Origin of the sequence: Thiofaba sp. EF100 (assembly GCF_039822285.1) — a bacterium.
Taxonomy (GTDB): Bacteria; Pseudomonadota; Gammaproteobacteria; order Halothiobacillales; family Halothiobacillaceae; genus Thiofaba.
In genome coordinates this window covers 135347-158949 of record NZ_JBAJEY010000001.1, presented here as the reverse complement: position 1 = coordinate 158949, position 23603 = coordinate 135347, and the positions used below count along the sequence as shown (strand labels likewise).

Sequence of the window (23603 nt, the reverse complement as noted above, 5' to 3'; positions counted from 1 at the left end):
CGGGCTATTGGCCCGGGTCGTCTTCCAGCACGGGCTTGTACCCTCGGTCTCGCACGCCCTGGAGCAGCTGATCGATGTCCGGAGCCGGCACCTGAAGCATCTTCAGGGCCGTCGCACCGAGGCGCAGGCTTGCCTCGATGGTTTCCGGATAGGCGTGGACCGCCCCGGCCTCAAGCAGGCGTGTGCTCGATTCCAGATCGCGCGCACGCGCGACAACCGGAACCTGCGGATACGTTCTGCGCAAATAGGCGATGACCCGCAAAGCCGAGGCGAGGCCGTCGACAGTCATCACCACCAGCGAAGCACGTTCTACGTGGATGGACGACAGTAATGCCGGATCCGAGATATCGCCATACATGACTGGAAAACCATCCGCCCTTCCCTGGGCGACCTGCCGCGGATCGGTGTCGAAGGCTACGAACGGAATGCCACGTGAATGCAACAGCACCGCGATGGTGTGGCCTACGCGGCCATAGCCGCCGATCACGACCCATTTTTCCGGGGGTTCCGGCAACTCCGGAATGACGGTTTCTTCGGCACGCGGGGAACCGGCCAACCAGGATGCAATGACCGCATTGAAACGGATCAGAATGGCACCCGCAATCATCGAAAGCAAAACCGATGTGATCGCGATTTGCCCCAATTGCGTGTCGATCACGTTGGAATCCAGCGCGATGGCAACAAGAGCGAGACCGAATTCCCCTCCCACGCTCAACAGCAAACCCGTGCGCAGCGCGACTTGAGCATCCACCCCGATCCTGCGCACCAAGATCGTGACGATCAATATTTTGCTCGCCAGGATGAGCAAGGCACCAAGCAAGGACCAGTGCCATATGGGCGGTATCGCCGCCGGCTCGAAACGCATGCCGATGCCGATAAAGAACAGGCCAAGCAGCACGTCCCGGAAAGGGCGGATGCTGGATTCCACCTGGTGACGGAACTCCGTTTCACCCAGCATCATGCCGGCAAGAAATCCTCCGAATGCGAGCGACAACCCGAGGCTGTTCGTGGTCCATGCCGCAAGCAGGGCGACCAGCAGCACCGCTAGTGTGAACATTTCCAGCGAGGGGCGCACAGAAACTACATGAAACAGAGGCCTGAGCAGCCAGCGCCCCACCATGAATACGAGCGCGAACGCGAGGACGGCTTTCGCGATCGCCCATCCCAGCGCGCCGGCCAGGACATCCGCAGCGACCGACGCCCCCAGTACAGGTATGACCACAAGGAAAGGAACGGCAGTGACGTCCTGGAAAACGGACATCGCGATCCCGAGGCGACCGTGCCGGGTGTTCTCCTCACCCTGCTCGGCTAACAGGCTGGCAATGATGGTGGTCGACGACTGGGCGAAGACCGCTCCGAACACAAACGCGGCGGCGACAGGAAGCCCCGCAAGCCAGGCGATGAACCCAACGAGCAGGGTTGTGAAAACGACCTGCCCCGTCCCCAGTCCCAGCACCTGGTGGCGCAAAGTCCGCAAATGCGGCAGGGAAAAATTGAGTCCGATCGTGAACAGCAGAAAGACGACACCAAATTCAGCGAGAGCTGCGAATTCCGGAACCCAGACCGTCGGCCCCACCGTATGCGGACCGAGAATCACTCCCACGAGCAAATACCCCAGACTGGTCGGGATATGCAGCCTCAGGAAGGCCACCACGACGACCAGCGTCACGCCCAGAAGCAAGAGGATTTGCGCAAGATGCTCCATCATGGCCTTGATTGCCGCATTTGCAGTCAGCCTCCCATCAGTTCCACCGCGTTCCCATCCGGGTCTCGCAAGAAAATGGAGGCTCGCCCCGATCTGCTCCGAGTGTAGGCCACGTTCCCCTGTTCCAGCCGCTGGATGAAGGGCGCGAGGTCCGCCACGCGCAGGGCGAAGTGACGATCCCGACCGCCGTGCTCCGGTCGGCCAGTCTTGGGATCGGGATCGGGCAGCTCCATCAGGTGCAGCTGCTGGCCCTCGCCCAGCGCCAGCCAAGCGCCGGGGAAGCCAAGATCGGGGCGCTCCAGCGGCTTGAGGCCGAGCACATCTTCATAGAAGCGACGGGCGCGGGCGATATCGGCAACAAGGATGCTGACGTGATGCAGGGCGAGGATGGTGGGTTCGGCGGTCATGAGGGGCCTTTGCGGTATACTCCCGCCTCATTCTCCACGACCTTTGCCGCCGCATGAACCCCGATCTCGGCCTGTTGCAGCCCTATCCCTTCGAAAAGCTGGCCAAGCTCAAGGCCGGGGTCACCCCGCCCGCCCACCTTGAGCACATCGCCCTGTCGATCGGCGAGCCCAAGCATGCGCCACCCGGCTTCGTGGTCGAGGAACTCATCCACCACCTGCACGGGCTGGCAAACTACCCGCTCACCCGCGGCAGCGACGCGCTGCGCGAGGCGGTGGCGGGCTGGCTGCTGCGCCGCTTCAAGGCCAAGGTCGATCCGGCCACCCAGATCCTGCCCGTGTCCGGTACGCGCGAGGCGCTGTTCTCCTTCGCCCAGTGCGTGGTGAACCGTGCCGACAAGCCCCTGGTGCTGATGCCCAACCCCTTCTACCAGATCTACGAAGGCGCGGCGTACCTGGCCGGTGCAACGCCCTGGTTCTACCCCACCCCAGCCGAAAATGGCTTTCTGCCGGACTTCGACGCCATTCCCGCCGAGGTCTGGCGGCGCTGCCAGCTCATCTACGTCTGCTCGCCCGGCAACCCGACCGGCGCGGTGCTGCCGGAGGCCGCCTACCGCCGCCTGATCGAGCTGGCCGATGAGCACGACTTCATCATCGCCTCCGACGAGTGCTATTCGGAGCTGTACTACGACGCGCCCCCGGTCGGCCTGCTGCAGGTCTGCGCCAACCTCGGCCGCGACGACTTCGCCCGCTGCGTGGTGTTCCACTCGCTCTCCAAGCGCTCCAACCTTCCGGGTCTGCGCTCCGGCTTCGTCGCCGGGGATGCGGTGATCCTCAAGGGCTACCACCTGTACCGCACTTACCACGGCTGCACCCTGCCCCCGCCCACCCAGACGGCGAGCGTGGCCGCCTGGCGCGACGAGGCGCATGTGGAGAAGAACCGCGCGCTTTACCTGCAAAAATTCACGAAAGCCATTGAAATCCTTGGCGATGTGCTGGATGTGAGCATGCCCGAGGGCGCCTTCTACCTGTGGGCCAAAACACCCATCAGTGATACCGAATTCGCCCGCCGCCTGTTCGCCGAGCAGAACGTCACCGTGCTGCCAGGCAGCTACCTCTCGCGCGAGGTCGACGGTCATAACCCGGGCGCGGGCTACGTGCGCATGGCGCTGGTGGCCGAGATGGACGAGTGCGCCGAGGCCGCCGAGCGCATCAGGCATTTCATCCAGACCCTGTAGGAGTCGGCTGGTCCCAGCCCGCTCCACCCGATTCAAAACCAGATCGCGACGCAAGCGTCGCTCCTACATGAGGACATGACATGAACAATCTTCGCCAGCTCATCGAGGACGCCTTCGAGAAGCGTGCCGAATTCACCCCCGCCAACGCCCCGAAGGACGTGCGCGATGCGGTCAACGAGGTCATCGCCCAACTGGACGCGGGTACCCTGCGCGTGGCCGAGCGCCAAGGCGTGGGCCAGTGGCAGGTGAATGAGTGGGTCAAGAAGGCCGTGCTTTTGTCCTTCCGCCTGAACGACAACCGCGTCATGGGCGCAGGCGATCTGCAGTTCTTCGACAAGGTCGAGCCCAAATTCGCCGGCTGGAGCGACGCGCAGTTCCGCGCCGCCGGCATCCGTGTCGCCCCCACCGCCATGGCACGCCGCGGCAGCTTCATCGCCAAGAGCTGCGTGCTCATGCCGTCCTACGTGAACATCGGCGCCTATGTCGATGAAGGCACGATGGTGGACACCTGGGCCACCGTCGGCTCCTGCGCCCAGATCGGCAAGAACGTCCACCTCTCCGGCGGCGTCGGCATCGGCGGCGTGCTGGAACCGCTGCAGGCTTCCCCGACCATCATTGAGGACAACTGCTTCATCGGTGCCCGCTCCGAGGTCGTCGAGGGCGTGATCGTCGAGGAAGGCTCGGTGATCTCCATGGGGGTCTACATCGGCCAGTCCACCAAAATCTACGACCGCGAGACCGGCGAGGTGCACTACGGCCGTGTCCCGGCGGGTTCCGTGGTGGTGTCCGGCAACCTGCCTTCCAAGTGCGGCAAGTACAGCCTGTACTGCGCGGTGATCGTGAAGAAGGTGGATGCCAAGACCCTTGGCAAGGTCGGCATCAACGAGCTTCTGCGTGACGTGTGACGTCCCCCCGCGCCGCTCTGTAGGAGGCCCGCCCGCGGGCCGATGCGATGCATCGCGGCGGGGGCGCCGCTCCTACGGCTTTGGATTGATTGTAGGAGGCCCGCCCTCGGGCCGAATTCTGCCACCCTCGATCGCGCATCGCGCCGGGGGCGGCGCTCCTACCCCTCAGATCGCGCCATTCACCCCAAAGGCCCGGCCGATCAGGTAGGTCGCCAGCATGGCGATCGCCCCCCATACCATCACCCGCATCCCGCCGGGCATCAGGCGCGCCCCGCCTGCCCAGGCTGCCAGCGCCCCCAAGGCAAAGAGCAGCACGAGGGAGGACAGGGCAAGGACCCACAGAAGCTCGTTGGGTAGCCCCCAGGCCAAGAGCACGGGCACGATGCCGCCGGACATGAAAGCCGCGGCCGAGAACGCGGCCGCCTGCAAAGGGCGCGGGGCATGGGTGTCGGTCAGACCCAGCTCGTCGATGGCATGGGCACGCAGGGCGTCATGCGCCATCAGCTCCCGCGCCACCGCCAAGGCCGTTTCCTTGCACACCCCACGGGCCTCGTAAACCCCGGCGAGTTCGTGCACCTCCTCTTCCCAGTTTTCCTCCAGCGCGGCCTTTTCGACCGCAAGATCGGCCTGTTCGGTATCGGCCTGGGATTTGACCGAGACATACTCCCCCGCCGCCATCGAGATGGCTCCGGCAATCAAGGCGCCCAGTCCGACGAGCATGAGCGTCTGCTTATCCGCCCCCGAGGCCATGACCCCGATCAGCAGACTCACCACCGAGATGATCCCGTCATTGGCCCCCAGCACAGCGGCACGCAGGCCGTTCATGCGGTGGCTGAAATGTTTTTCTTCGATGTGCTGCTGGAGGGTACTCATGGGCCTTCTCTCACAAAGACATGCGCGCAGGATAGCCCATCTTGCCGCTCACGCCTGTGACGGTGTCGTGACCAGGCGCACACGATGGACGAACCAGCCGAGCGCCAACACAGACACCGCCGCCGCCACGGCAAAGGCCAGCCTTGAGCCGAACGCCTCCCAGAGCACCCCGAACAGCAGTGCCCCCGGCAGGGCCGCCAGTCCCGTCACCATGTGGTACATGCCAAAGGCCGTGCCACGCACGGCCTCGGGTGCGCGATCGCCGATCAAGGCCCGCTCTGCCCCCTCGGTCGAGGCCAGGGCGGCGGCATAGGCCAGGAAAAGCAGCAAGGTGACCACCACGGATGCCTGGCTGCCATACAGGGCCAACAAGGCCAGCACGACGAATCGCAGCCCCCATCCGACCATCAATACCGGCAGACGCCCCAAGCGGTCCGACAACACGGAAAAAGGCACCACGATCACCATCTTGATCGCGCTGGCCGCCGCCCAGAGCAGCGGCACCCAAGCCACCGCGAGGCCACGATCATGAGCCCACAGCACGAGGAAGGCCTCCGGCACTGCGACCAGGGCCAGCAGACCTGCCGCCAGAATCAGACCGCGTAGACGGGCATCGAGCAGGGACCAGCGCAAGGGCGGCACCGGCTGGGTGGACGCGGTGACCGGGGCATGGCCGGGCAGGCCGAAGATCAACAGCAGCATGACCAGGGTGCCGGGGATCACTGACCAGAGAAAGACGTTCTCCAGCGCCATCCCGGAGCTGAGCAAGGCGAAGGCGAGCAAGGGCCCGACGACTGCCCCCGCATTGTCGAAGGCCCGATGGATGCCAAACGCCAAACCCCGCCGGTTCGTTTCCACCGAAGCTGCGATCAGGGCGTCGCGCGGCGCTGTGCGAATGCCCTTCCCCACCCGGTCGAGAAAGCGCAGCAACAACACCCAGAACCAGCCGACGGCCAAGCCGAGCAAGGGCCGCAGAACGTTCGACAGGCCATAGCCGATGAGCACCAGCCGCTTGGCCCGGAAGCCATGATCCAGAAGACGGCCGGAGAAGAGCTTGAGCAGGCTCGCGGTGGCCTCGGCCAGCCCTTCGATCAGGCCTACGATGGCCGGCCCCGCGCCCAAGGCCGCGGTCAGGAAGATGGGCAGCAAGGGGGTGATCATTTCACTGGCGGCGTCATTGAGGAAGGACACCAGGCCCAGAATGAAAACCGTGCGCGGGATGCCGAAAGACATGTCACCTTGTCCTAAACACGCCCCTCTCCTGCCTCGCCGGCTAGGCGGAGGGAGGGAGAGGAGCCGGAGCGGCCCCCTTGGGCTCTGTACGTCCCAACAACATCGGGAACAGCAGGGGCAGCAACAAGAGGGTAAAGAGCGTCGCGGAGACAATACCGCCCACGATCACCACCGCAAACGGGCGCTGGGTCTCTGAACCGATGGCGTCGGAGAGCGCCGCGGGCAAGAGCCCCAGCCCGGCCATGAGCGCGGTCATGAGGATGGGGCGCAGGCGACTGGCTGCACCTTCCAGCACGGCCTCGGTCAATTCCATGCCGTTGCGCAGCGATTCGAGGAAGCGCTCGACCATGATCACACCGTTCTGCACCGAGATCCCCGCCACGGCGATGAAACCGACGGCGGCGGAGACCGACAAATGCAGCCCCGCAAGCCCAAGCCCCGCCAGCCCCCCGATGAGGGTGAAGGGCACCATCAGCAGGATCAGCAGGGCAAACTTGACCGAACGGAAGGCCCAGAACAGCAGCACGAAGATACCCGCCAGGCTCAAAGGCACGATGATGGACAGACGCTTCATCGCGCGCTGCTGGTTCTCAAACTGCCCGCCCCAGGTGATGGCGTAGCCTTCCGGCAGGCGCACCTGGGCGGCGACTTTTTGCATCGCCTCGGCCACGAAGCTGCCCTGGTCGCGCCCAAGCAGGTTGGCCTTGACCGCGATGTAGCGGCTGCCGAATTCACGTGAGACGCGGTTCGGTCCCTGCCGCACGACGATCTCGGCAATACTCGCCAGCGGGATGACCTTGCCATCCGGCAGGCTGATGGGCAGCTCCTTGAGGTCCTCCGGAGAGTCACGATAGGGCTTCATCAGGCGCACGGCGATGTCGAACATCCGCTCGCCCTCGTAGAAGGTGTTGACCGCCATGCCCGCCAGCGCGGTATTGAGGGTCCCGTTCACGTCCTCCACGGTGAGGCCATAGCGGGCCATGAGGTCGCGGTTGAGGTGGATATCCAGCTCGGCCTGACCGCTGACCTTGATGGCCGCGACATCCGAAGCCCCGGGGATGGCGGCGACGATGGCGGCAATCTGGCTGGCCTTGTCCTCGAGAATCTCCAGGTCCGGCCCATAGACCTTGATCGCGATCTCCCCCTTCACCCCGCTGATGGACTCCTCGACGTTGTCCTGGATGACCTGCGAGAAATTGGTCTCCAGTCCCGGCACCACCTTCAGGCGCGCCGCCATGTCCTCGACCAGGGCCTCCTTGGAAGGGAAGCGCCAGCCCTCGCGCGGTTTGAGATCGACCAGGAGTTCCATGTGGTTCGGCCCTTTGGGGTCGGTTCCATCGTCGGGCCGCCCCATGTGGGCGATGACCTTGTTGACCTCCGGATAGCCCAACAAGGTGGTGCGTACGATCTTCTCCACCTCGCGGGTCTTGTCCAAGCTGGTGGCCGGGGGGAGGTCGATGGTCAGCCAGATATTGCCCTCGTCGAGCTTGGGCAGAAACTCGGTTCCCAGGCGCGGGGCAAGCAGAATGGCCACGGCCAGCACGGCCACGGAGGCCAGAATCACCCCGGCACGCAGACGCATGGCCCCTTCCAGGATGCGCCGGTAAGCATGCTGCAAGGCATGCATCCATTGGCTATGGCGCTCCGCCAGGTCATAGCGGCGCACACCGTAGCTCAACAGCGCGGGCACCAGGGTCAGGGTCAACAGGATGGCACCGAGGATCGCGAAACTGAGGGTGATGGCCATGGGCGAGAAGATCTTTCCCTCCACCCGCTGGAAGGTGAAGATGGGCAGGAAGGCCAGGATGATGATGGCCTTGGCGAACAGGATCGGCTTGCCCATCTCGACCACGGTGTGCTTGAGGGTGCCAAGCCGCCAGGCATAGGTGCCGTGGCTTGGGTGCTGGTCCACCGCCGCCAGCGCCAAGCGCACCATCAAGGCCTCCACCAGCACGACCGCGCCATCGACGATGATGCCGAAGTCCACCGAGCCCAGCGAGATCAGGTTCGCCGACACTCCCATCAGGTGGATGAAGATGAAGGCAAAAAGCATGGACAGCGGGATGACGATCGCCACCACCAGCGCGGCAAAGAGCGAGCGCAGGAAGATCACCAGAATCGCCATGACCAACAGCGCCCCGACCCCCAGGTTGTGCGCCACCGTGTGCACGGTGTGATGCACGAGCTGGGTGCGATCGTACAGGGGTTGCACGCGCACCCCCTCGGGCAGGCGGGGGGTGAGTTTGTCGATGGCCGCATGCACATTCTCGATCACCACCGACGGGTTCTGGCGCTTGGTCATCTGCACGATGCCGATGACCACATCGTCCCGCTCGTTGTAGGACACGATGCCCGAGCGGGTGCGATCACCGATGGCCACCTCGCCCACATCCCCCACGAGGATGGGCTTGCCATCGCGCACGTCCACCCCGATCCGGGCGATGTCCTCCACTGACTCCACGAGGCCGATGCCGCGGATGACCAGGCTCTCCTCCCCGCTCTGCATCAAACCGCCGCCGGTGTTGGCGCTATTGGCCGCCAGGGCCTTGGCGACCTGATCAATGGAGACCTGGAATTTGCGCAACAGGAAGGGGTCCAGGCGCACCTGGTATTCCTTCACGCTGCCGCCAAAGCTGACCACATCCGCCACGCCCTGCACCTGCCTTAAGGCCGGGCGCACCACCCAATCCTGGATGGCACGCACCTCGCGCGCGGGCATCCCGGGCGGGGCTTCGATCACGTAGCGGAAGATCTCGCCCACCGCGGTGGTCAGCGGGGCGAGCGAGGGCTGCACGCCGGCCGGCAGGTCGGCATCGCGCAGCTTCTCCAGCACCTGCTGGCGGGCGAAATAATCATCAGTGCGATCGGTGAAGGTCAGGGTCACCACGGAGAGCCCGGCGATCGACACCGAGCGCAGCCCGGACATGTGCGGCACCCCGCCCATCGCACGCTCGATCGGCATGGAGATGGCGCGTTCCACCTCCTTGGCCGCCAGCCCCGGGGCTTGGGTAACGATGTTGACCTGCACATCCTGTACGTCAGGAAAGGCCTCGATCGGCGTATTCATCAAGGCAAACCACCCTGCCGCCGCCATGAACAGCGACAGGGCGATGACAAAGACGCGCTGCTCCAGCGCGAAGGTCGTCAAACGTTGCAACATGTCATTGCCCCGAAAGCTCGGCATTGAGCAGCAAGGCGCCCGTGGTGACGATGCGCTCGCCCGCCTTGAGGCCCTCCTTCACCCACGATGTCGCCGGACCACGGAAGGCCAGGCGCACCTCGCGCTTTTCAATCACCCCCGGCTCGCGCTCCACGAACAGGAAGGTCTTGACGCCTTCGGTCACCAGCGCCGTATTGGGCACGCGCGGCAGGCTCTGGCCTTCGGCCAGCGGCGTGACCTTGGCATACATCTCGGGCTTGAGACGACGTTCCGGGTTGTCGAGCTCCGAGCGCACGACCAAACGACGCGTGGTCGGGTCCACCACGTCGCTGATGAAGTCGATGCGGGCGGTGAAGGCCTGGTCCGGATAGGCCTCCACGCTCACCGCCACGGGCTGGCCCAGGTGCAGCTTGCCGACGTCCTTTTCCGCCAGCTCGAAACTGACCCACAGCCGGGTCGGGTCGGTGATCACGAACAAAGGCTCGGTCTTGGCATTGTCCACCTCGGTGCCGGGCAGGATCTTGCGCTCGGTCACCACCCCGTCGATGGGCGCACGCAGGGCAAAGCTGGTCTGGCGTGTATCCAGCTTGGGGTTGAGGTGACGGAAACGCGCCTCGGACCGGCGCAGCTCCTCCTGCGCGTGCTCGAGCTCGAACACCGCAGCCTCGAAGTCCTTGCGCGCGATCACCTCGCCCTTGTACAGCGCGGCGGCGCGGTCCCGCTCGATGCTCTTCTGCCGGAGCTGGGCACGGGCATCGTTCAAATCGGCCAGGGCCTGGATGTAATCCGGCGATTCCAGCCAAGCCAGAGGATCGCCCTGACGCACCGCATCGCCGGGTTTGGCGACGATGCGCGTGACGCGGCCATCCACGGGGGTGAAGACGCGTGCGGTCAGATCATCGTTGTAGGCGATCCGCCCGTTCTGGGGTTCGAGCACCGGCACGGGGCTGACCACCATCGCCTCGATGTTCAAATACGACAACTGCGGCGCGCCGGGCGGGTAGCGCAGCACCCGGTCGGCAAACTGGGTGGCGGCGGGCGTCGGCTCGGCGGCCCCCACGGCGAAGGACCCCATGACGCAACACAAGGTCATGATGAGCGGAAGCTTGTTCATGGCTGATCATCCATAAGTGCGAGGGCCGCCCGCCAGGCAGCCAGGGCCTTGGCGTGATCGGCACGGGCCGAGACGGCCTCGATCTGGGTGGCAAGATAGGTACGGCGCGCATCGAGCAATTCGACCAGGCTCGAGGCGCCATGCTGGAAGGCAAATTCGGCATTGATTGCGGCGCGTTCAGCATCGGCCAAGAGGCCGTTCTCGTAACGCAGCAAACGATCCTGGGCGGTTTCCAGGTCGCCCTGCGCCCGCGCGATCTCCTGCCGCGCCTGGGCAATCACCTGGGCGATCTGCGCCTGGGCCTGGGTGAGCAGGGTTTGCGCCTTGCCGATCTCGCCCTGGTACTGATAGTTGGTGAAAAGGGGCACGGAAACCTGCACACCGACGGTGTTGGCAACGAGCGGATGACGCTCGGCGCTCACCCCCACCGTCACATCCCGGGTCAGCTGTGCCCGCGCAAGCTCCAGCGCGGTGCGCGCCCCCTCCAAGCGTTCCTGGGCGGCGCGCACATCGGGACGCTTCTCCAAGCGCCCCTCGATGCCAGGCGAATGAGCCGGCATCATCTCCGGCCAAGGATCGGTGGCCTGGAGCGATGCGGCATCCTGCATCGACACCCCCAGGTAATAGGCCAGGGCCGACTGGGCCTGGCGCAAGGTGTTCAAATCCTGGCGCACCTGATTCTCCATGCGCGCCACCTCCACCTTCAGGCGGGTGACATCGCTTGCGGGGACATCCCCCTCCTTCCAACGCTTGCTCGTGGCCATGAGGCTGCCGCGGTACAACTCGGCCATGCCCTGGTCAATGGCCAGGATCTCTTGCGCCAGTTTCAGGTCGTAATACGCCTGCATGACCGTCACGCCCTGCGCGCGCATGACATCGCTCCAATCCTGCTCGCTGGCACGGGTCGCACTCTGCGCCAGGGCCTGACGCAACTCCCGCTTACCGCCCCGTTCGATCAGCTGGCTGAGCCCGAGGATGGTGTCGTTGCCGTTGACATCCCGCTGGGTGAGCGGCGCGATGCTCTGGACCGACATGGTCGGATTGGGCCGCGCAGCAGCCGTCAGCTCATCGAAACGCGTCCCCTCGACCTGGAGTCGCGCAAGCTCCAGCTCATGGCTGTGGCTCTTCCAGAGCGTCAACGACTCACGCAGGGAGAGGGCCCGCGTCGGCGCAGGATCGGCCGCCAGGGCCTCAGGGGGCGGAAGCCCCGCAGCAATGAGGGAAAAAAGTCCCAAGGCAAAGATGACATGACGCGGCATAATGAAACGGCTTCAAAAAGGCTTTGAACACGGCTGGCAGGCCGTTGAAAAACGCCTTCAACGGCCCGCCAAGGCAAGCCATGCGACGAGGTGCGTTGAAAAAGGCACGATGCCCTTTTTCAACATGTTGCTATTACACCCTTTCAAGCTGACAGCACGCTGACAAACCATGCATCTTTTGATTGTGGAGGACGACACCCTGCTCGCCGAGGCCATTGGCGACTCCCTCCGCCCGCTCGGCCCCCGCCTGCGCTTTGCCCGCACCGGTGCCGATGCCCTGGAGGCCTTGCATGCGGAGACGTTCGATCTGGTGCTGCTGGATATCGGCTTGCCGGGACTGTCGGGGCTGGAGGTGCTCAAACGCCTGCGGCAGAAGGATGCGCACACCCCGGTGTTGATTCTGACCGCGCGCGACGGGCTTGAAGACCGGGTACGCGGGCTGGACCTTGGCGCCGATGATTACCTTATCAAGCCCTTCGATCCCCGCGAGTTGGAGGCCCGCGTACGCGCCCTCCTGCGCCGCGCGGGGGGCGTGTCGCTCGGCATCCTCACGCATGGCGCCCTGCGCCTGGACCTTGCGGCGCAGCGAGCCTGGCTGGACGGTCAGCCCCTGGACCTGTCCGCGCGCGAATGGCACCTGCTGCGCCTCTTGGTTGAGCGCGCGGGGCGCATCATCGACAAGACCACCATCATCGACGCCCTGTGCGGACACGATGAGGCCATCACCCCCAATGCCATCGAGGTCTATATCTCGCGGCTGCGCGGCAAGCTGGGCACGGCGGGGATGACGCTCCGCACGGTGCGCGGGCTGGGATACCTGCTGGAGAAGGACAACGAGGCCTACCATGCCAAGCCTTAGCCTGCGCGCGCGGCTGGCGCGCTGGGTGCTGCTGCCCATGATCGCCATCCTGGTGATCTCGGCGGTCCTGGTTTATCGCACCACGCTGCGACTCACCACGGTCCCCTACGACCGGGGCTTACGCGATACCGCCCTCATCCTCCAGGACCGCCTGCACGTCGTGGATGGGCGGATCGAACTGGATCTGCCCGTCGCCGCTCAGGATATCCTGCTCGAGGGGCCTCGGGATGAGCTCTTCTACGCCATACGGAGTCAGGAGGACCATTTCATTGCCGGACACAAAGGCCTGCCCTCTCCCCCTTATATCCCAGCGGTGGGCCATCCGCTCTACTTCGACGCCCATTACCTTGGTCAGCGCGTGCGGGTGGCCGCCTTACAGGCCATGGTCGAAGGCCGTGAGGTCACGCTCCTGATCGCCGAGACCACGCATGAGCGCGATGCGATCAGCCGCGAAACCACCCTGACGCTTATCATCCCTCTGACGCTGCTGATGAGCTTTGTCCTGTTCTGGATGATCTATGGCCTTGCTCATGCCTTAAAGCCGCTGGACCGGCTGCGAGGTGACATCGCCCGACGCAGCGCCCAAGACCTTGCCCCGCTCCCCACGGCAGGCGTGCCCTCGGAGGTGCGCCCGCTGGTCGAGGAAATCAATGCGCTGCTGGAACGTCTTGCCCATGCCCAAGAGACACAACGCCGGTTCATCGCCGATGCCGCCCACCAGCTCCGCACCCCCCTGGCCAGCCTGCGCGCCTATGCCGAACTCGCCGCGCGGGTTGAAGGGGACACCACCCTCCTGCGGCATGACCTTGACCGGCTGCGCGCCGCCACCGAACGCGCCGCACGCCTCGTCCAGCAGCTGCTCGGCCTGGCCCGTACCGAACCGGGCGCCGAAGCGGGATTGCGGCGGGAGCGGGTGCGGCTCGACGCGCTCATCCGCGAGCGCGCACCGGACTGGCTGCATCGCGCCGATGCCCGGCAGCAAAACCTGGAGTTCGCCGTCGAACCTGGCGAGGTCATCGGCGACCCCTTCATGCTCGGCGAACTCATGGACAACCTCGTGGACAACGCCCTGCGTCATACCCCAGCGGGCGGCGACATCCTCATCCGCACCGCCCTGATCGATCAGGCCATGTTGTTCGAAGTCGAAGACAGCGGCCCCGGCATCCCACCGGCCCAACGCGAGGCGGTGTTCGAGCGTTTCGTGCGCTTGCCTGGCAGCCCTGAGGGCGGTAGCGGACTTGGCCTCGCGATCGTTCGCGGCATCGCCCGACTGCATGACGCCAGGATTGAACTGCATTCCGGCCCTCAAGGACGGGGAACGCGCCTTCGTGTGCTCTTCCCTGCCCCGCCCGAGGATTCCCCGCCCATTGTTGCCTCCCAGACGGCCTGCTAAGGTTGCCCCTCCCCCGAAAGAAGAACGTCCATGCTTCATGTTTATGGCATCTCCAACTGCGGCACGGTGAAGAAGGCCCGTGCCTGGCTGGAGCAACGCGGACTGCCCTACCACTTCCATGACTTCAAAAAAGACGGCGTGCCGGAGGATCACCTGCTGGCCTGGGAGACCCGGCTTGGCTGGGAGAAGCTGCTGAAAAAGACCGGCACCACCTGGCGCACCCTGCCGGAGGAGGCCAAGGCGGGGCTTAACCGCGACAAGGCCCTCGCCCTGCTGCGCAGCCAGCACAACCTCATCCGCCGCCCGATCGTCGAGCTGCCCGACGGCCGCCTGTTGGCAGGCTTCGTGGAGGCCGAATACGAAACTGCCTTCAAGGAATAATCATGTCCGACGTCCTCAAGCTCGCCAGCGACCTCATCGGCCGCCGATCCGTCACCCCCGAAGATGCCGGCTGCCAGGCCATGCTCGCTGCCCGGCTGGAAAGGCTCGGCTTCCACATCGAGTGGATGCATGCAGGCTCCGTGACCAATCTGTGGGCGCGACGTGGCGACAAGGGGCCGCTGGTGGCCCTTGCCGGCCACACCGATGTCGTGCCGCCCGGGCGCGAGGAGGCCTGGAGCTCGCCGCCGTTCCAGCCGACCGTGCGCGACGGGCTGCTGTACGGCCGCGGCGCGGCAGACATGAAGGGTGGCGTCGCGGCGCTGGTGGTCGCGGCCGAGCGCTTCGTGCAGCGCCATCCCGACCATGCGGGCTCGATCGCCTTCCTGTTGACCTCGGACGAGGAAGGCGTGGCGGTGGATGGCACGGTCAGGGTCATCGAGACGCTTGAGCGTCGCGGCGAGAAGATCGACTACGCCATCGTCGGCGAGCCCACGAGCCGCGCGGTGCTGGGCGATGAATTCAAGATCGGCCGCCGCGGTTCGCTCACCGGCAATCTCACCGTGCACGGCGTGCAAGGTCATGTGGCCTATCCGCACCTGGCCGACAACCCGGTGCACCGCGCCGCCCCCGCCCTGGCGGAACTGGCCGCGACCGTGTGGGACGAAGGCAACGCGCACTTCCCGCCCACGAGCTTCCAGATCGCCAATATCCACGCCGGCACCGGGGCCAACAACGTCATCCCGGGCGAACTCATCGTCCAGTTCAACTTTCGCTTCAACACCGAGTGGACTTCCGAGGGGCTGCAGGCCAGGGTGGAGGAGATCCTGAGCCGCCACGGGCTGAACTACACCCTGGACTGGAACCTCTCCGGCCACCCCTTCCTCACCCGCGCGGATGGCCGGCTGGTGGAAGCGGTGCACACGGCCATTCGCGACGTGCTCGGCATCGAGACCATGCCCTCGACCTCCGGGGGCACCTCGGATGCCCGTTTCATCGCCCCCACCGGCGCGGAGGTGATCGAGCTCGGCCCCTTGAATGCCACCATCCACAAGGTCAACGAGTGCGTCGGCATCGAGGACCTGGAGCGCCTGGCGACGGTGTACGAGCGCATCCTCGACCTGCTCCTGCTCGACGAGGAAGGCGCCTGACATGGACCTGTGGATGCTGCTGAAGGCCGCTGTGCTGGGCCTGATCGAGGGCGCGACCGAGTTTCTGCCCATCTCCTCCACCGGGCATCTGATCATCGCCCAGGACCTTTTGGGCTACAACGACGAGGCGGGCAAGGTCTTCACCATCGCCATCCAGCTCGGCGCCATCCTGGCGGTGTGCTGGCATTACCGTGCGAAGATCTTCACCGTGGTCAGGGGCCTTCCCCATGAGGCGACGGCGCAGCGCTTTGCCATCAATCTGATCATCGCCTTCATCCCGGCCATGGTGTTCGGCCTGTTGTTCCACAAGCTGATCAAGGACCACCTGTTCAGCCCGCTGACCGTGGCGGGGGCGCTGATCGTGGGCGGCATCGTCATCCTCCTGGTGGAGCGCTTCAAGCCCGCCCCGCGCATCCACACCGTGGATGACATGCGCTGGGGCGATGCCCTCAAGGTCGGGCTGGCGCAGAGTATCTCGCTGTTCCCGGGCACCTCGCGCTCCGGCGCCACCATCATGGGCGGGTTGGTGTTCGGCCTCTCGCGCACCACCGCCACCGAGTTCTCCTTCTTCCTCGCCATTCCCACCATGTTCGCCGCCGTGACCTACGATCTGTACAAGCACGCCGGGCAGCTCAACGGGGAGGACATGGGCATGATCGCGGTAGGCTTCGTCATGGCCTTCATTTCCGGACTCGCCGCGGTGCGCTTCCTGCTGCACTACGTGTCCAGCCACAGCTTCGTCGGCTTTGCCTGGTACCGCATCGTGTTCGGCAGCCTGGTGCTGCTCTACTTCCTGTAACCGCACCACCGCCGAGGCCGCGCTTGCCCCACGCCCTGACGCCGCTCGAGTCCCGCTGGCTGGCCGAGGTCATCCGCCAGCATGAGGCTGCGGGATCGCCGCTGGAGGATGGCGACCTCCTTCCCCAGGTGCTCCAGGCGCCTGCGGATGCCGAGACACGCATCCTGCGTCGCGCCGAGCTCATCGGCGCGCGCGAGGGTTGGCTTGCGTCCATCACGGCCTGGCGCGGACACGCCCGCACCACCTTGCTTGTCCTTGCCCTGATCGCCCTCATCAGCGGCTTCGGCGCCGCCCTCGGCGTGATGGGGACGGGCGATCGGCCGGTCAACGTGCTCTGGCTCCTCGGCAGCCTGCTCGGCGTGCACCTGTTCAGCCTTGCCCTGTGGCTGGTCGGCATGACGGCCGGCGGCCAGGGCGGTGGAGCGCTGCTCGGCCGGGCCTGGTGGTGGCTGAGCGACCATCTGGGCGCACTCGGTACGGGCCGAAAGCAAGACGCGTTGATCGGCGGGGCCCTGCTCCATCTGCTGGCGCAGCATGGCCTGCTGCGCTGGGTCAGCGGCGCGATCAGCCACCTGCTCTGGCTGATCGCCCTGCTCGGCGCCCTCTTGGGGCTGCTGCTCGCACTCGCCCTGCAGCGCTATGCCTTCATCATTGAGACCACGATCCTGCCCTCGGAGGTGTTCGTCGCCTTGACCGCCGCCCTCGGCTGGCTTCCCGCAAAACTCGGGTTCGCCATCCCGGATGCAGGCATGGTGCGCGCAAGTGGCGAGGGGCTGCCACAGATGGAGGCCGCGCGGCTCGCGTGGTCCTCCTGGCTCGTGGGCTGCGTGGTGGCCTACGGCCTCCTGCCGCGTCTGCTGCTGTGGGCGGGCTGCCAACTCCTGTGGATGCGCGGCCGCAGCCGTCTGCGCCTCGACCTGAATCTTCCGGGCTACGCTGCGCTGCGCGCCCGTCTGCTGCCCGCGAGCGAGCGCATCGGCGTCGTCGATCAGGCCCCGAGCAGCCTGCCGCGCGCGCGCATCCAGGCGCATGCCGCACACCATGGCGAAACGAACCTTCTGGTGGGACTGGAGCTTGCCGCCGATATCATCTGGCCACCCGCCGAAGCGGAGCGGCTCGCGACCTGGACGGTGGTCGATTCGCGCGAGGAACGTCAGCGCCTGCTCGAGGCGTTGCAGGCCCATCCCCCGGCCCGCCTGCTGGTCGCCCTCGATGCGCGCCTCTCGCCCGACCGGGGCACCCTGCGCTATCTCACCGAGCTGGCCGGCCACGCCGACGACACGCATGTCTGGCTGATGGACCATGAACCTCGGGATGCGGGGCGCATCGGCCACTGGCACGAGGCCCTGCAGTCCATCGGACTGCCGCCCGAGGCCGTCATCGATGATGATCCCCAGCACGCCCTCCACTGGCTGGAGCAAGGCCCATGAGCACGCCCCTGCACCTCGCCGTCGTCGGCCACACCAACACCGGCAAGACCTCGCTGCTGCGCACCCTGACCCGTGACACGGACTTCGGCGAGGTTTCCGCCCGACCAAGCACCACCCGCCATGTCGAGGGTGCGCGCCTGCTGGTCGAAGACGAGCCGGTCGTCGAACTGTACGACACCCCGGGGATGGAGGATGCCATGGGGCTGCTCGAGGCCGTGGAAAGTCTGGTGAAGCCGGGGGAGCGGCTGGATGGGCCCGCGCGCATCGACCGCTTCCTGCACTCGCCCCTCGCCACCGAACGCTTCGAGCAGGAGGCCAAGGTGCTGCGCCAGCTGTTGGCGAGCGACGCGGCGCTGGTGGTGATCGACGCGCGCGACCCGGTGCTGGCCAAGTACCGCGACGAGCTGACCCTGCTCGCCGCCTGCGCCCGCCCCCTGCTGCCCGTGCTCAACTTCGCGCACAGCCCTGCCAGCCGCGAGGCCGAATGGCGCGAGGCCCTGGCCCGGCTCGGCCTGCATGCCGTGGTCAGCTTCGATACCGTGGCCCCGGAGGTCGACGGCGAGCGCCGCCTGCTGGAAAAGCTCATCACCCTGCTCGATGCCCATCGCCTGCCGCTCGAACGCCTGCTGAAGGCCCGCGAGGCAGAGGCGCGCGAGCGCATGGCCGCGGGCCGGAGGCTCATCGCCGAGCTGCTGGTCGACGTCGCCGCCTGCCGCATGCTGGTGAAGCATGATGAGGACGAGGCGATCCAGCGGCAGGTGGAGCTTTTGCGCGAGCGCATCCGGCAGCGCGAGCAGGCCTGCGTCGCCGCCCTGCTCACGCTTTACCGCTTTCGCCCCGGCGACGTCGACATGGCGACCATCCCCCTGGTCGAGGGGCGCTGGGAAGAGGATCTGTTCAGTCCTGACGCCCTGCGTGGCATGGGGATCCGCATAGGAAAGGGCGCAGTGGCGGGGGCCATCACCGGCGTCGGCATCGACCTGATCGTGGGCGGACTCACCCTCGGCGCGGCCACCGTCGCAGGCGCCGTTGCGGGCGGGCTGTGGCAGGTGTTCGGCCACTACGGCGAGCGCCTCGTCGGCAAGCTACGAGGTTTCCGCAGCCTGACCGTGGACGATGCCATCCTGCGCCTTCTGGCCGTGCGCCAGCGCTGGCTGCTCTCGGCCCTTCATCGGCGTGGCCATGCAGCGATCGAGCCCCTCCGGCTCGAGGCCCCGGACGTGAAGCGCTGGCGCAAGGGACCGCTGCCAGATGCCCTCAAGTCCGCGCGCCAGCATCCCGAGTGGTCTGCGCTCAACGAAGGCTTCAAACCGGAGGCTGCGCGCGAGAAGGCCATCGCGGAGCTGGCCGAACAGCTTTTGGATGAGCCATCCACGCGGTAAAGACCGCGAGGCCTGCTACCATCCTTCCCACATGACAGGAGGATGAATTCGGATGTGCGGCATTGCAGGTGAATTGCGATTTGACGGCCAGCAGGCGGACCTGGCTGCCCTCGCCCGCATGATGTGCCAGGTGGCGCGGCGCGGCCCGGACCACGCGGGCAGCTTCAGCGACGGGCCCCTGGGTCTAGGCCACCAGCGCCTGTCCATCCTCGACCTGTCCATCCACGGCCACCAGCCGATGGTGGACCGCGAGGCGGGCCTGGCGCTGGTGTTCAACGGCACCATCTACAACCACCCGGAACTGCGCGACGAGCTGCGCCATCGCGGCCACCGCTTCAATTCCACCGGAGACACCGAGGTCATCCTGCGCGCCTGGGCCGAATGGGGCCCGGAGTGCGTGAAACACTTCCGCGGCATGTTCGCCTTCGCCCTCTGGGAGATGGAGCCCCGGCGCCTGTGGCTGGTGCGTGATCGCTTCGGCATCAAGCCGCTCTACTACAGCAAGGATGCGGCGCGCATCCGCTTCGCATCGAGCAGCCAGGCCCTGCTCGCGGGGGGCGGGGTGGACACCACCCTCGATCCAATCGCCCTGCACCACCAATTCACCCTGCACGCCGTGGTGCCCGCGCCGCGCACGGTGTTAAACGGCATCCGCAAGCTGCCGCCCGCGCACATGCTGTGCATCGCTGGGGACGGCACGGAGCAGCTTTCCCGCTACTGGGAGCTGACCGCCCACCGGCCGGCGGATGCGCTCACCGAGGACGAATGGGCCGAGGCCCTGCGTGGCAAGCTGATGGAGACCACCGCCCGCCACCAGGCCATCTCGGACGTGCCCGTGGGTGTGCTGCTCTCCGGCGGGCTGGATTCCAGCCTCTTGGTGGGCCTCTTGGCCGCCCACGCCACCCTGCCCCGCACCTTCTCGATTGGCTTCGAGGACCAGCCGGAGGAGAAAGGCAGCGAGTTCGAGTATTCCGACCTCGTGGTCGAGCGCTTCGGCACGCAGCACACCAAGATCCACATCCCCAACGAGCAGGTGCTCACCCGCCTGCCCGAGGCCATCGACGCCATGAACGAGCCGATGGTCGGCCAGGACGCGGTCGCCTTTTATCTTCTGGCCGAGCAGGTCAGCCAGCACGTCAAGGTGGTGCAGAGCGGCCAGGGGGCGGACGAGGTGTTCGCAGGCTACTTCTGGTATCCCAAGATGGCCGCCGCCCAGGGGACGGACCTGGAACGCTTCGCCCCGTACTATTTCGACCGCGACGACGCCGAGTTCCAGGGCATGGTCACCCCGCCCTACCGTGGCGCAGACCACACCGGCCGGCTCGTGAGCGAGCGCCTGGCCGCCCTCCGGGGCGACACGTACATCGACCGCGTGCTGGCCTTCGACGTCACCACCCTGATCGTGGATGACCCGGTCAAGCGCGTGGACAACATGACCATGGCCTGGGGCCTGGAGGCCCGCGTGCCCTTCCTCGACCACGAGCTGGTCGAATTGGCGATGCAGATCCCGCCGGAGTTGAAGATGGCGGACGGCGGCAAGGGCATCCTCAAGAAGGTGGCGCGCGGCATGATCCCGGACGGGGTGATCGACCGGCCCAAGGGCTACTTTCCGGTGCCCGCGCTCAAGTTCGTGCGCGGCGCGTTCCTCGATTTCATGCGCGACATCCTCAACAGCCAGGCCTGCCGCGAGCGCGGTCTGTATGAGCGGGCCTACGTGGACAAGCTATTGAGCGAGCCCGACCAGCACTTCACCCGCCTGTTGGGAAGCAAGCTCTGGCACCTGGCCCTGCTGGAGCTGTGGCTGCAGCGCAATGTCGACCGGCAGCCGGGCTAATCCCCAATCGGCCCGGGGGCGGGCCTCCTACATAAGGTATGGGCGGCGCCCCACTGCAATGCTTCAATCGTCCCCCTCCGCAACCGACCACGGCTTGCGGTGCTCGGGCGCAAGGCGCATCTGACGGTAATCGAAACGCGCCGGATGAACCGCATGCAGAAGATCCACGGTCAGGGGCAAGGGATCCCCCGCAAGAGCGCTTGCGATCAGCTCGCCGAGCAGCGCGGTCCACACCAGCCCGCGCGCGCCGTGGCCGGTGGTCACCCAGAGGCCGGGGTGTAGCCGCGCCGGCACAAAGCGCCGCGCCGGCCAGCCCAGGTGGAGGCCTTCGAAACCCCGCCGAAAGGCCTCGGCATCGTGCAGCGGGCCCGCGATGGGCAGGCGGTCGGGCGTGGCGCAGCGGTGGCTGACCCGCCCAGCAAGGCGTTCCGGTGCAAGCCCGGCCCAGTCCGGCAGGATGCTTTCCAGGCGCTCGATGTTGCCGAGGTGGTCCTCAAGGCGCGGAGCCAGATCAAACACACCGTGGGCAAAGCTTGCGCCGAAGCAGTGCAGCCCCTCACGCACGGGGATCACATACCCCTCGCGGCAGGCCACCGCATGCAGGTCCCGCCCCGCAAGCGCCGGAGTGAGACTGATCTGGCCGCGCACCGGAACGAGCGGCAAGGCGCCCGGCAGCAGCTCATTCACCGCGCAGGCGTTGGCCAGGATCAGGGCGCCGGTCTCGGCCACGCAGCTTCCGCCCTCGTCCCACACCCGCCAGCTCTTCCCGGCGCGCTCGATGTGCTTCACCCCCACCGAGGTCGTAAGCTCGATGCCGGAATGATCGAGCAGCGCGCGCACGGTATTGGGCGGATTGACCCAGCCGCCCCCGGGAAACCACCAGCCCGGCTGCTCCACCCGTGCCCCGATCAGGGATGAGCCCTCCTCGGGCTCGACCCAGCGGGCGAAATCCGCGGGAAGGTTCAGGCGTGCGGCGATCTTGAGCTGCTGTGCGGCATGGCGTTCGTTGCGTGCCAGCCGCAGCACACCGGTCGGATGCCAGTCGATCCCGGGATGCTGGCGCGCCAGCCGATGGAGGGTGCGCCGTGCGTAGCCCAGCCCGAGGCTGGCGAGGCGGCTGAGGTTATTCCACTCTGCACTCAGCACCGGCAGCAGGATGCCGGCATGGTTGCCCGAGGCCTCCTGGGCCGGCAGCGCATGGTGCTCCAGCACCCGAACCGTCCAGCCGCGTTCGGCCAGACGCCATGCGGCCGAGGCCCCGGCGATACCCGCGCCGATGACGACGGCTTCACGGGATGTCGCGGGCCTGCCGCGCGGGAACCAGGGCGGGTCCTCCTCGGCAGGAACCTCACGCGCCAGATGCCCCACCAGCATCTCCCGCTTGCGCCCGAACCCCGCGCGCTTCTCGAACGCGAAGCCCGCTGCGGCCAACCCGTCACGCACCATGCGCGCGCAGGTGAAGGTGGCGAAGGTCGCCCCCGGGGCGGACAGACGGGCCATGGCCTCGAACAGGGGCGGCTGCCACATCTGTGGGTTCTTCGCCGGGGCAAAACCGTCCAGGAACCAGGCGTCCACCCGCGCCCTGGCACGCGGCAGGATATCCAGCGCGTCGCCGAACAGCAGGGTGAGATGGACGCGGCCACCGGCAAGCTCCAGTCGGTGGCTGCCTGGAATCAGGTCGGGGTAGTGGGCGATGAGCTCGCGCGCAAGTTCCGCCAACGGGTGCCCGGCGGGGTACAGCCGCTTGAGGTCATCCTTGGGGATGGGATGCCTCTCCACCGTCACCACGTGCAAACGGGCATGCCCCGGGGCGGTGTCGAGGAACAGCCGGGCGGCCGCCAGCACGTTCTGCCCGGTGCCAAAGCCGGTCTCCCCGATGCCGAAGCGCTCCCGGTCCCGCCAGCGCTCCGGCAGGCCGTTGCCCTGCAGGAAGACGTAGTCGGTCTCGGCCAGGCCGCCATCGGCGGAGTAATAGACGTCGCCGTAGTCGAGGCTTCGGGGCACGCCGTGCTCATCCACCTCGATCCGCGCGGGAGTGAGGCCCTCATTCGCCATGCAGGGTCACCACGATCTCGCGGGTATGTGGCTCGGTGCGGTGTTCATACAGGTAGAGCCCCTGCCAGGTGCCGAGGCCAAGCGCACCTTCGACGATGGGCACCGTCAGGCTCACCTCGGTGAGCATCGTGCGCAGATGCGCCGCCATGTCGTCCGGCCCCTCCAGATCATGCCGGTAGCGGGGATCGCCATCCGGCACGGTGCGCCCGAACCAGCCCTCGATGTCCGCGCGCACCTCGGGCGAGGCGTTCTCGCAGATCATCAGCGCGCAGCTGGTGTGACGGACGAACAGGTGGCACAGCCCCGTGCGCAAACCGCTTTCCTGAACTATACGTTCTACCAGTGACGTGATGTCCTGGGTGCCGCGCCCGCGCGTCGCAAGCCGCATGATGTTTTGCCGCATCTCAATCCTGCCCGGTGAATCACAAAAT

At 66.4% G+C, this 23603-nt stretch carries 20 protein-coding genes; 11 read left to right on the top strand and 9 right to left on the bottom strand.

The annotated features are described in order from the left end of the window. Positions 1–4 precede the first annotated feature (4 nt). Together V6D91_RS00810 and V6D91_RS00805 are read right to left on the bottom strand one after the other, a co-directional pair. Positions 5–1708: a cation:proton antiporter gene (locus tag V6D91_RS00810; RefSeq protein WP_347317286.1), complete on the bottom strand. Its 1704-nt coding sequence runs from the start codon at positions 1706–1708 to the stop codon at positions 5–7. 23 nt (positions 1709–1731) lie between these two features. Next, on the bottom strand, positions 1732–2112 hold the full coding sequence (locus tag V6D91_RS00805; RefSeq protein WP_347317285.1) for a VOC family protein: 381 nt from the start codon (positions 2110–2112) through the stop codon (positions 1732–1734). Between the two features lie 53 nt (positions 2113–2165). Between V6D91_RS00805 and dapC the strand changes: the two genes are divergently transcribed. Together dapC and dapD are read left to right on the top strand one after the other, a co-directional pair. Next, a complete protein-coding gene (gene dapC, locus V6D91_RS00800; protein WP_347317284.1) occupies positions 2166–3347 on the top strand; it encodes a succinyldiaminopimelate transaminase in 1182 nt (393 codons plus the stop codon). Between the two features lie 80 nt (positions 3348–3427). Further along, entirely contained in the window at positions 3428–4252 is an 825-nt protein-coding gene (dapD, locus tag V6D91_RS00795) for a 2,3,4,5-tetrahydropyridine-2,6-dicarboxylate N-succinyltransferase (protein ID WP_347317283.1), read from the top strand. 165 nt (positions 4253–4417) lie between these two features. Here dapD and V6D91_RS00790 read toward each other — a convergent pair whose 3' ends face one another. Genes V6D91_RS00790 through V6D91_RS00770 form a run of 5 tightly spaced genes read right to left on the bottom strand, consistent with a single transcriptional unit; the run spans position 4418 to position 11891 of the window. Next, positions 4418–5125 (bottom strand): VIT1/CCC1 transporter family protein, encoded by a 708-nt coding sequence (locus V6D91_RS00790; RefSeq protein WP_347317282.1) that lies wholly within the window; start codon positions 5123–5125, stop codon positions 4418–4420. A gap of 48 nt (positions 5126–5173) precedes the next feature. After that, the gene (locus V6D91_RS00785) at positions 5174–6358 is read right to left on the bottom strand and encodes an MFS transporter (RefSeq protein WP_347317281.1); all 1185 of its coding nucleotides are present in this window, start codon (positions 6356–6358) and stop codon (positions 5174–5176) included. 40 nt (positions 6359–6398) lie between these two features. Continuing rightward, positions 6399–9518, bottom strand: coding sequence for a CusA/CzcA family heavy metal efflux RND transporter (locus V6D91_RS00780; protein ID WP_347317280.1), 3120 nt, complete (start codon positions 9516–9518; stop codon positions 6399–6401). Between the two features lies 1 nt (position 9519). Next, complete coding sequence (locus V6D91_RS00775; protein ID WP_347317279.1) at positions 9520–10632, bottom strand: efflux RND transporter periplasmic adaptor subunit; 1113 nt, start codon at positions 10630–10632, stop codon at positions 9520–9522. Beyond that, a complete protein-coding gene (locus tag V6D91_RS00770; protein WP_347317278.1) occupies positions 10629–11891 on the bottom strand; it encodes a TolC family protein in 1263 nt (420 codons plus the stop codon). Before V6D91_RS00770 ends, V6D91_RS00775 begins: the two co-directional genes overlap by 4 nt. 1 nt (position 11892) lies before the next feature. On the opposite strand from V6D91_RS00770, the gene V6D91_RS00765 reads away from it, so the two are divergent. Genes V6D91_RS00765 through V6D91_RS00725 form a run of 9 tightly spaced genes read left to right on the top strand, consistent with a single transcriptional unit; the run spans position 11893 to position 21117 of the window. After that, positions 11893–12054 carry a hypothetical protein gene (locus V6D91_RS00765; protein WP_347317277.1) on the top strand — a complete coding sequence of 54 codons (162 nt, stop codon included), beginning with the start codon at positions 11893–11895 and terminating at the stop codon, positions 12052–12054. A gap of 6 nt (positions 12055–12060) precedes the next feature. Beyond that, complete coding sequence (locus V6D91_RS00760; RefSeq protein ID WP_347317276.1) at positions 12061–12750, top strand: response regulator transcription factor; 690 nt, start codon at positions 12061–12063, stop codon at positions 12748–12750. Then, positions 12737–14143, top strand: a complete 1407-nt coding sequence (locus V6D91_RS00755; protein ID WP_347317275.1) for a sensor histidine kinase N-terminal domain-containing protein — start codon at positions 12737–12739, stop codon at positions 14141–14143. The genes V6D91_RS00760 and V6D91_RS00755 overlap by 14 nt, the downstream gene beginning before the upstream one ends. Positions 14144–14173: 30 nt before the next feature. After that, positions 14174–14524 (top strand): arsenate reductase, encoded by a 351-nt coding sequence (locus V6D91_RS00750; protein WP_347317274.1) that lies wholly within the window; start codon positions 14174–14176, stop codon positions 14522–14524. Positions 14525–14526: 2 nt separating this feature from the next. After that, positions 14527–15672, top strand: a complete 1146-nt coding sequence (gene dapE / locus V6D91_RS00745) for a succinyl-diaminopimelate desuccinylase (protein WP_347317273.1) — start codon at positions 14527–14529, stop codon at positions 15670–15672. 1 nt (position 15673) lies between these two features. Continuing rightward, positions 15674–16471 carry an undecaprenyl-diphosphate phosphatase gene (locus V6D91_RS00740; RefSeq protein ID WP_347317272.1) on the top strand — a complete coding sequence of 266 codons (798 nt, stop codon included), beginning with the start codon at positions 15674–15676 and terminating at the stop codon, positions 16469–16471. A gap of 23 nt (positions 16472–16494) precedes the next feature. Beyond that, the gene (locus tag V6D91_RS00735; protein WP_347317271.1) at positions 16495–17901 is read left to right on the top strand and encodes a DUF2868 domain-containing protein; all 1407 of its coding nucleotides are present in this window, start codon (positions 16495–16497) and stop codon (positions 17899–17901) included. Continuing rightward, the gene (locus V6D91_RS00730) at positions 17898–19283 is read left to right on the top strand and encodes a DUF3482 domain-containing protein (protein ID WP_347317270.1); all 1386 of its coding nucleotides are present in this window, start codon (positions 17898–17900) and stop codon (positions 19281–19283) included. Before V6D91_RS00735 ends, V6D91_RS00730 begins: the two co-directional genes overlap by 4 nt. 52 nt (positions 19284–19335) lie before the next feature. Beyond that, complete coding sequence (locus V6D91_RS00725; protein WP_347317269.1) at positions 19336–21117, top strand: N-acetylglutaminylglutamine amidotransferase; 1782 nt, start codon at positions 19336–19338, stop codon at positions 21115–21117. 63 nt (positions 21118–21180) lie between these two features. On the opposite strand, the gene mnmC is transcribed toward V6D91_RS00725, so the two are convergent. Both mnmC and V6D91_RS00715 read right to left on the bottom strand, forming a co-directional pair. Next, positions 21181–23172 (bottom strand): bifunctional tRNA (5-methylaminomethyl-2-thiouridine)(34)-methyltransferase MnmD/FAD-dependent 5-carboxymethylaminomethyl-2-thiouridine(34) oxidoreductase MnmC, encoded by a 1992-nt coding sequence (mnmC, locus tag V6D91_RS00720; protein ID WP_347317268.1) that lies wholly within the window; start codon positions 23170–23172, stop codon positions 21181–21183. Beyond that, positions 23162–23575, bottom strand: a complete 414-nt coding sequence (locus tag V6D91_RS00715; protein ID WP_347317267.1) for a secondary thiamine-phosphate synthase enzyme YjbQ — start codon at positions 23573–23575, stop codon at positions 23162–23164. Before V6D91_RS00715 ends, mnmC begins: the two co-directional genes overlap by 11 nt. Positions 23576–23603: the final 28 nt, after the last annotated feature.

Excerpts from the sequence above, each read along its gene's own strand:
- dapE (WP_347317273.1), top strand. The coding sequence starts at position 14,527 with ATGTCCGACGTCCTCAAGCTCGCCAGCGACCTCATCGGCCGCCGATCC.
- mnmC (WP_347317268.1), bottom strand. The coding sequence starts at position 23,172 with ATGGCGAATGAGGGCCTCACTCCCGCGCGGATCGAGGTGGATGAGCAC.
- dapD (WP_347317283.1), top strand. The coding sequence starts at position 3,428 with ATGAACAATCTTCGCCAGCTCATCGAGGACGCCTTCGAGAAGCGTGCC.
- V6D91_RS00780 (WP_347317280.1), bottom strand. The coding sequence starts at position 9,518 with ATGTTGCAACGTTTGACGACCTTCGCGCTGGAGCAGCGCGTCTTTGTC.
- V6D91_RS00740 (WP_347317272.1), top strand. The coding sequence starts at position 15,674 with ATGGACCTGTGGATGCTGCTGAAGGCCGCTGTGCTGGGCCTGATCGAG.
- V6D91_RS00770 (WP_347317278.1), bottom strand. The coding sequence starts at position 11,891 with ATGCCGCGTCATGTCATCTTTGCCTTGGGACTTTTTTCCCTCATTGCT.
- V6D91_RS00725 (WP_347317269.1), top strand. The coding sequence starts at position 19,336 with ATGTGCGGCATTGCAGGTGAATTGCGATTTGACGGCCAGCAGGCGGAC.
- V6D91_RS00765 (WP_347317277.1), top strand. The coding sequence starts at position 11,893 with ATGAAACGGCTTCAAAAAGGCTTTGAACACGGCTGGCAGGCCGTTGAA.
- V6D91_RS00785 (WP_347317281.1), bottom strand. The coding sequence starts at position 6,358 with ATGTCTTTCGGCATCCCGCGCACGGTTTTCATTCTGGGCCTGGTGTCC.
- V6D91_RS00755 (WP_347317275.1), top strand. The coding sequence starts at position 12,737 with ATGCCAAGCCTTAGCCTGCGCGCGCGGCTGGCGCGCTGGGTGCTGCTG.
- V6D91_RS00715 (WP_347317267.1), bottom strand. The coding sequence starts at position 23,575 with ATGCGGCAAAACATCATGCGGCTTGCGACGCGCGGGCGCGGCACCCAG.
- dapC (WP_347317284.1), top strand. The coding sequence starts at position 2,166 with ATGAACCCCGATCTCGGCCTGTTGCAGCCCTATCCCTTCGAAAAGCTG.
- V6D91_RS00730 (WP_347317270.1), top strand. The coding sequence starts at position 17,898 with ATGAGCACGCCCCTGCACCTCGCCGTCGTCGGCCACACCAACACCGGC.
- V6D91_RS00760 (WP_347317276.1), top strand. The coding sequence starts at position 12,061 with ATGCATCTTTTGATTGTGGAGGACGACACCCTGCTCGCCGAGGCCATT.
- V6D91_RS00805 (WP_347317285.1), bottom strand. The coding sequence starts at position 2,112 with ATGACCGCCGAACCCACCATCCTCGCCCTGCATCACGTCAGCATCCTT.
- V6D91_RS00790 (WP_347317282.1), bottom strand. The coding sequence starts at position 5,125 with ATGAGTACCCTCCAGCAGCACATCGAAGAAAAACATTTCAGCCACCGC.
- V6D91_RS00810 (WP_347317286.1), bottom strand. The coding sequence starts at position 1,708 with ATGATGGAGCATCTTGCGCAAATCCTCTTGCTTCTGGGCGTGACGCTG.
- V6D91_RS00750 (WP_347317274.1), top strand. The coding sequence starts at position 14,174 with ATGCTTCATGTTTATGGCATCTCCAACTGCGGCACGGTGAAGAAGGCC.
- V6D91_RS00775 (WP_347317279.1), bottom strand. The coding sequence starts at position 10,632 with ATGAACAAGCTTCCGCTCATCATGACCTTGTGTTGCGTCATGGGGTCC.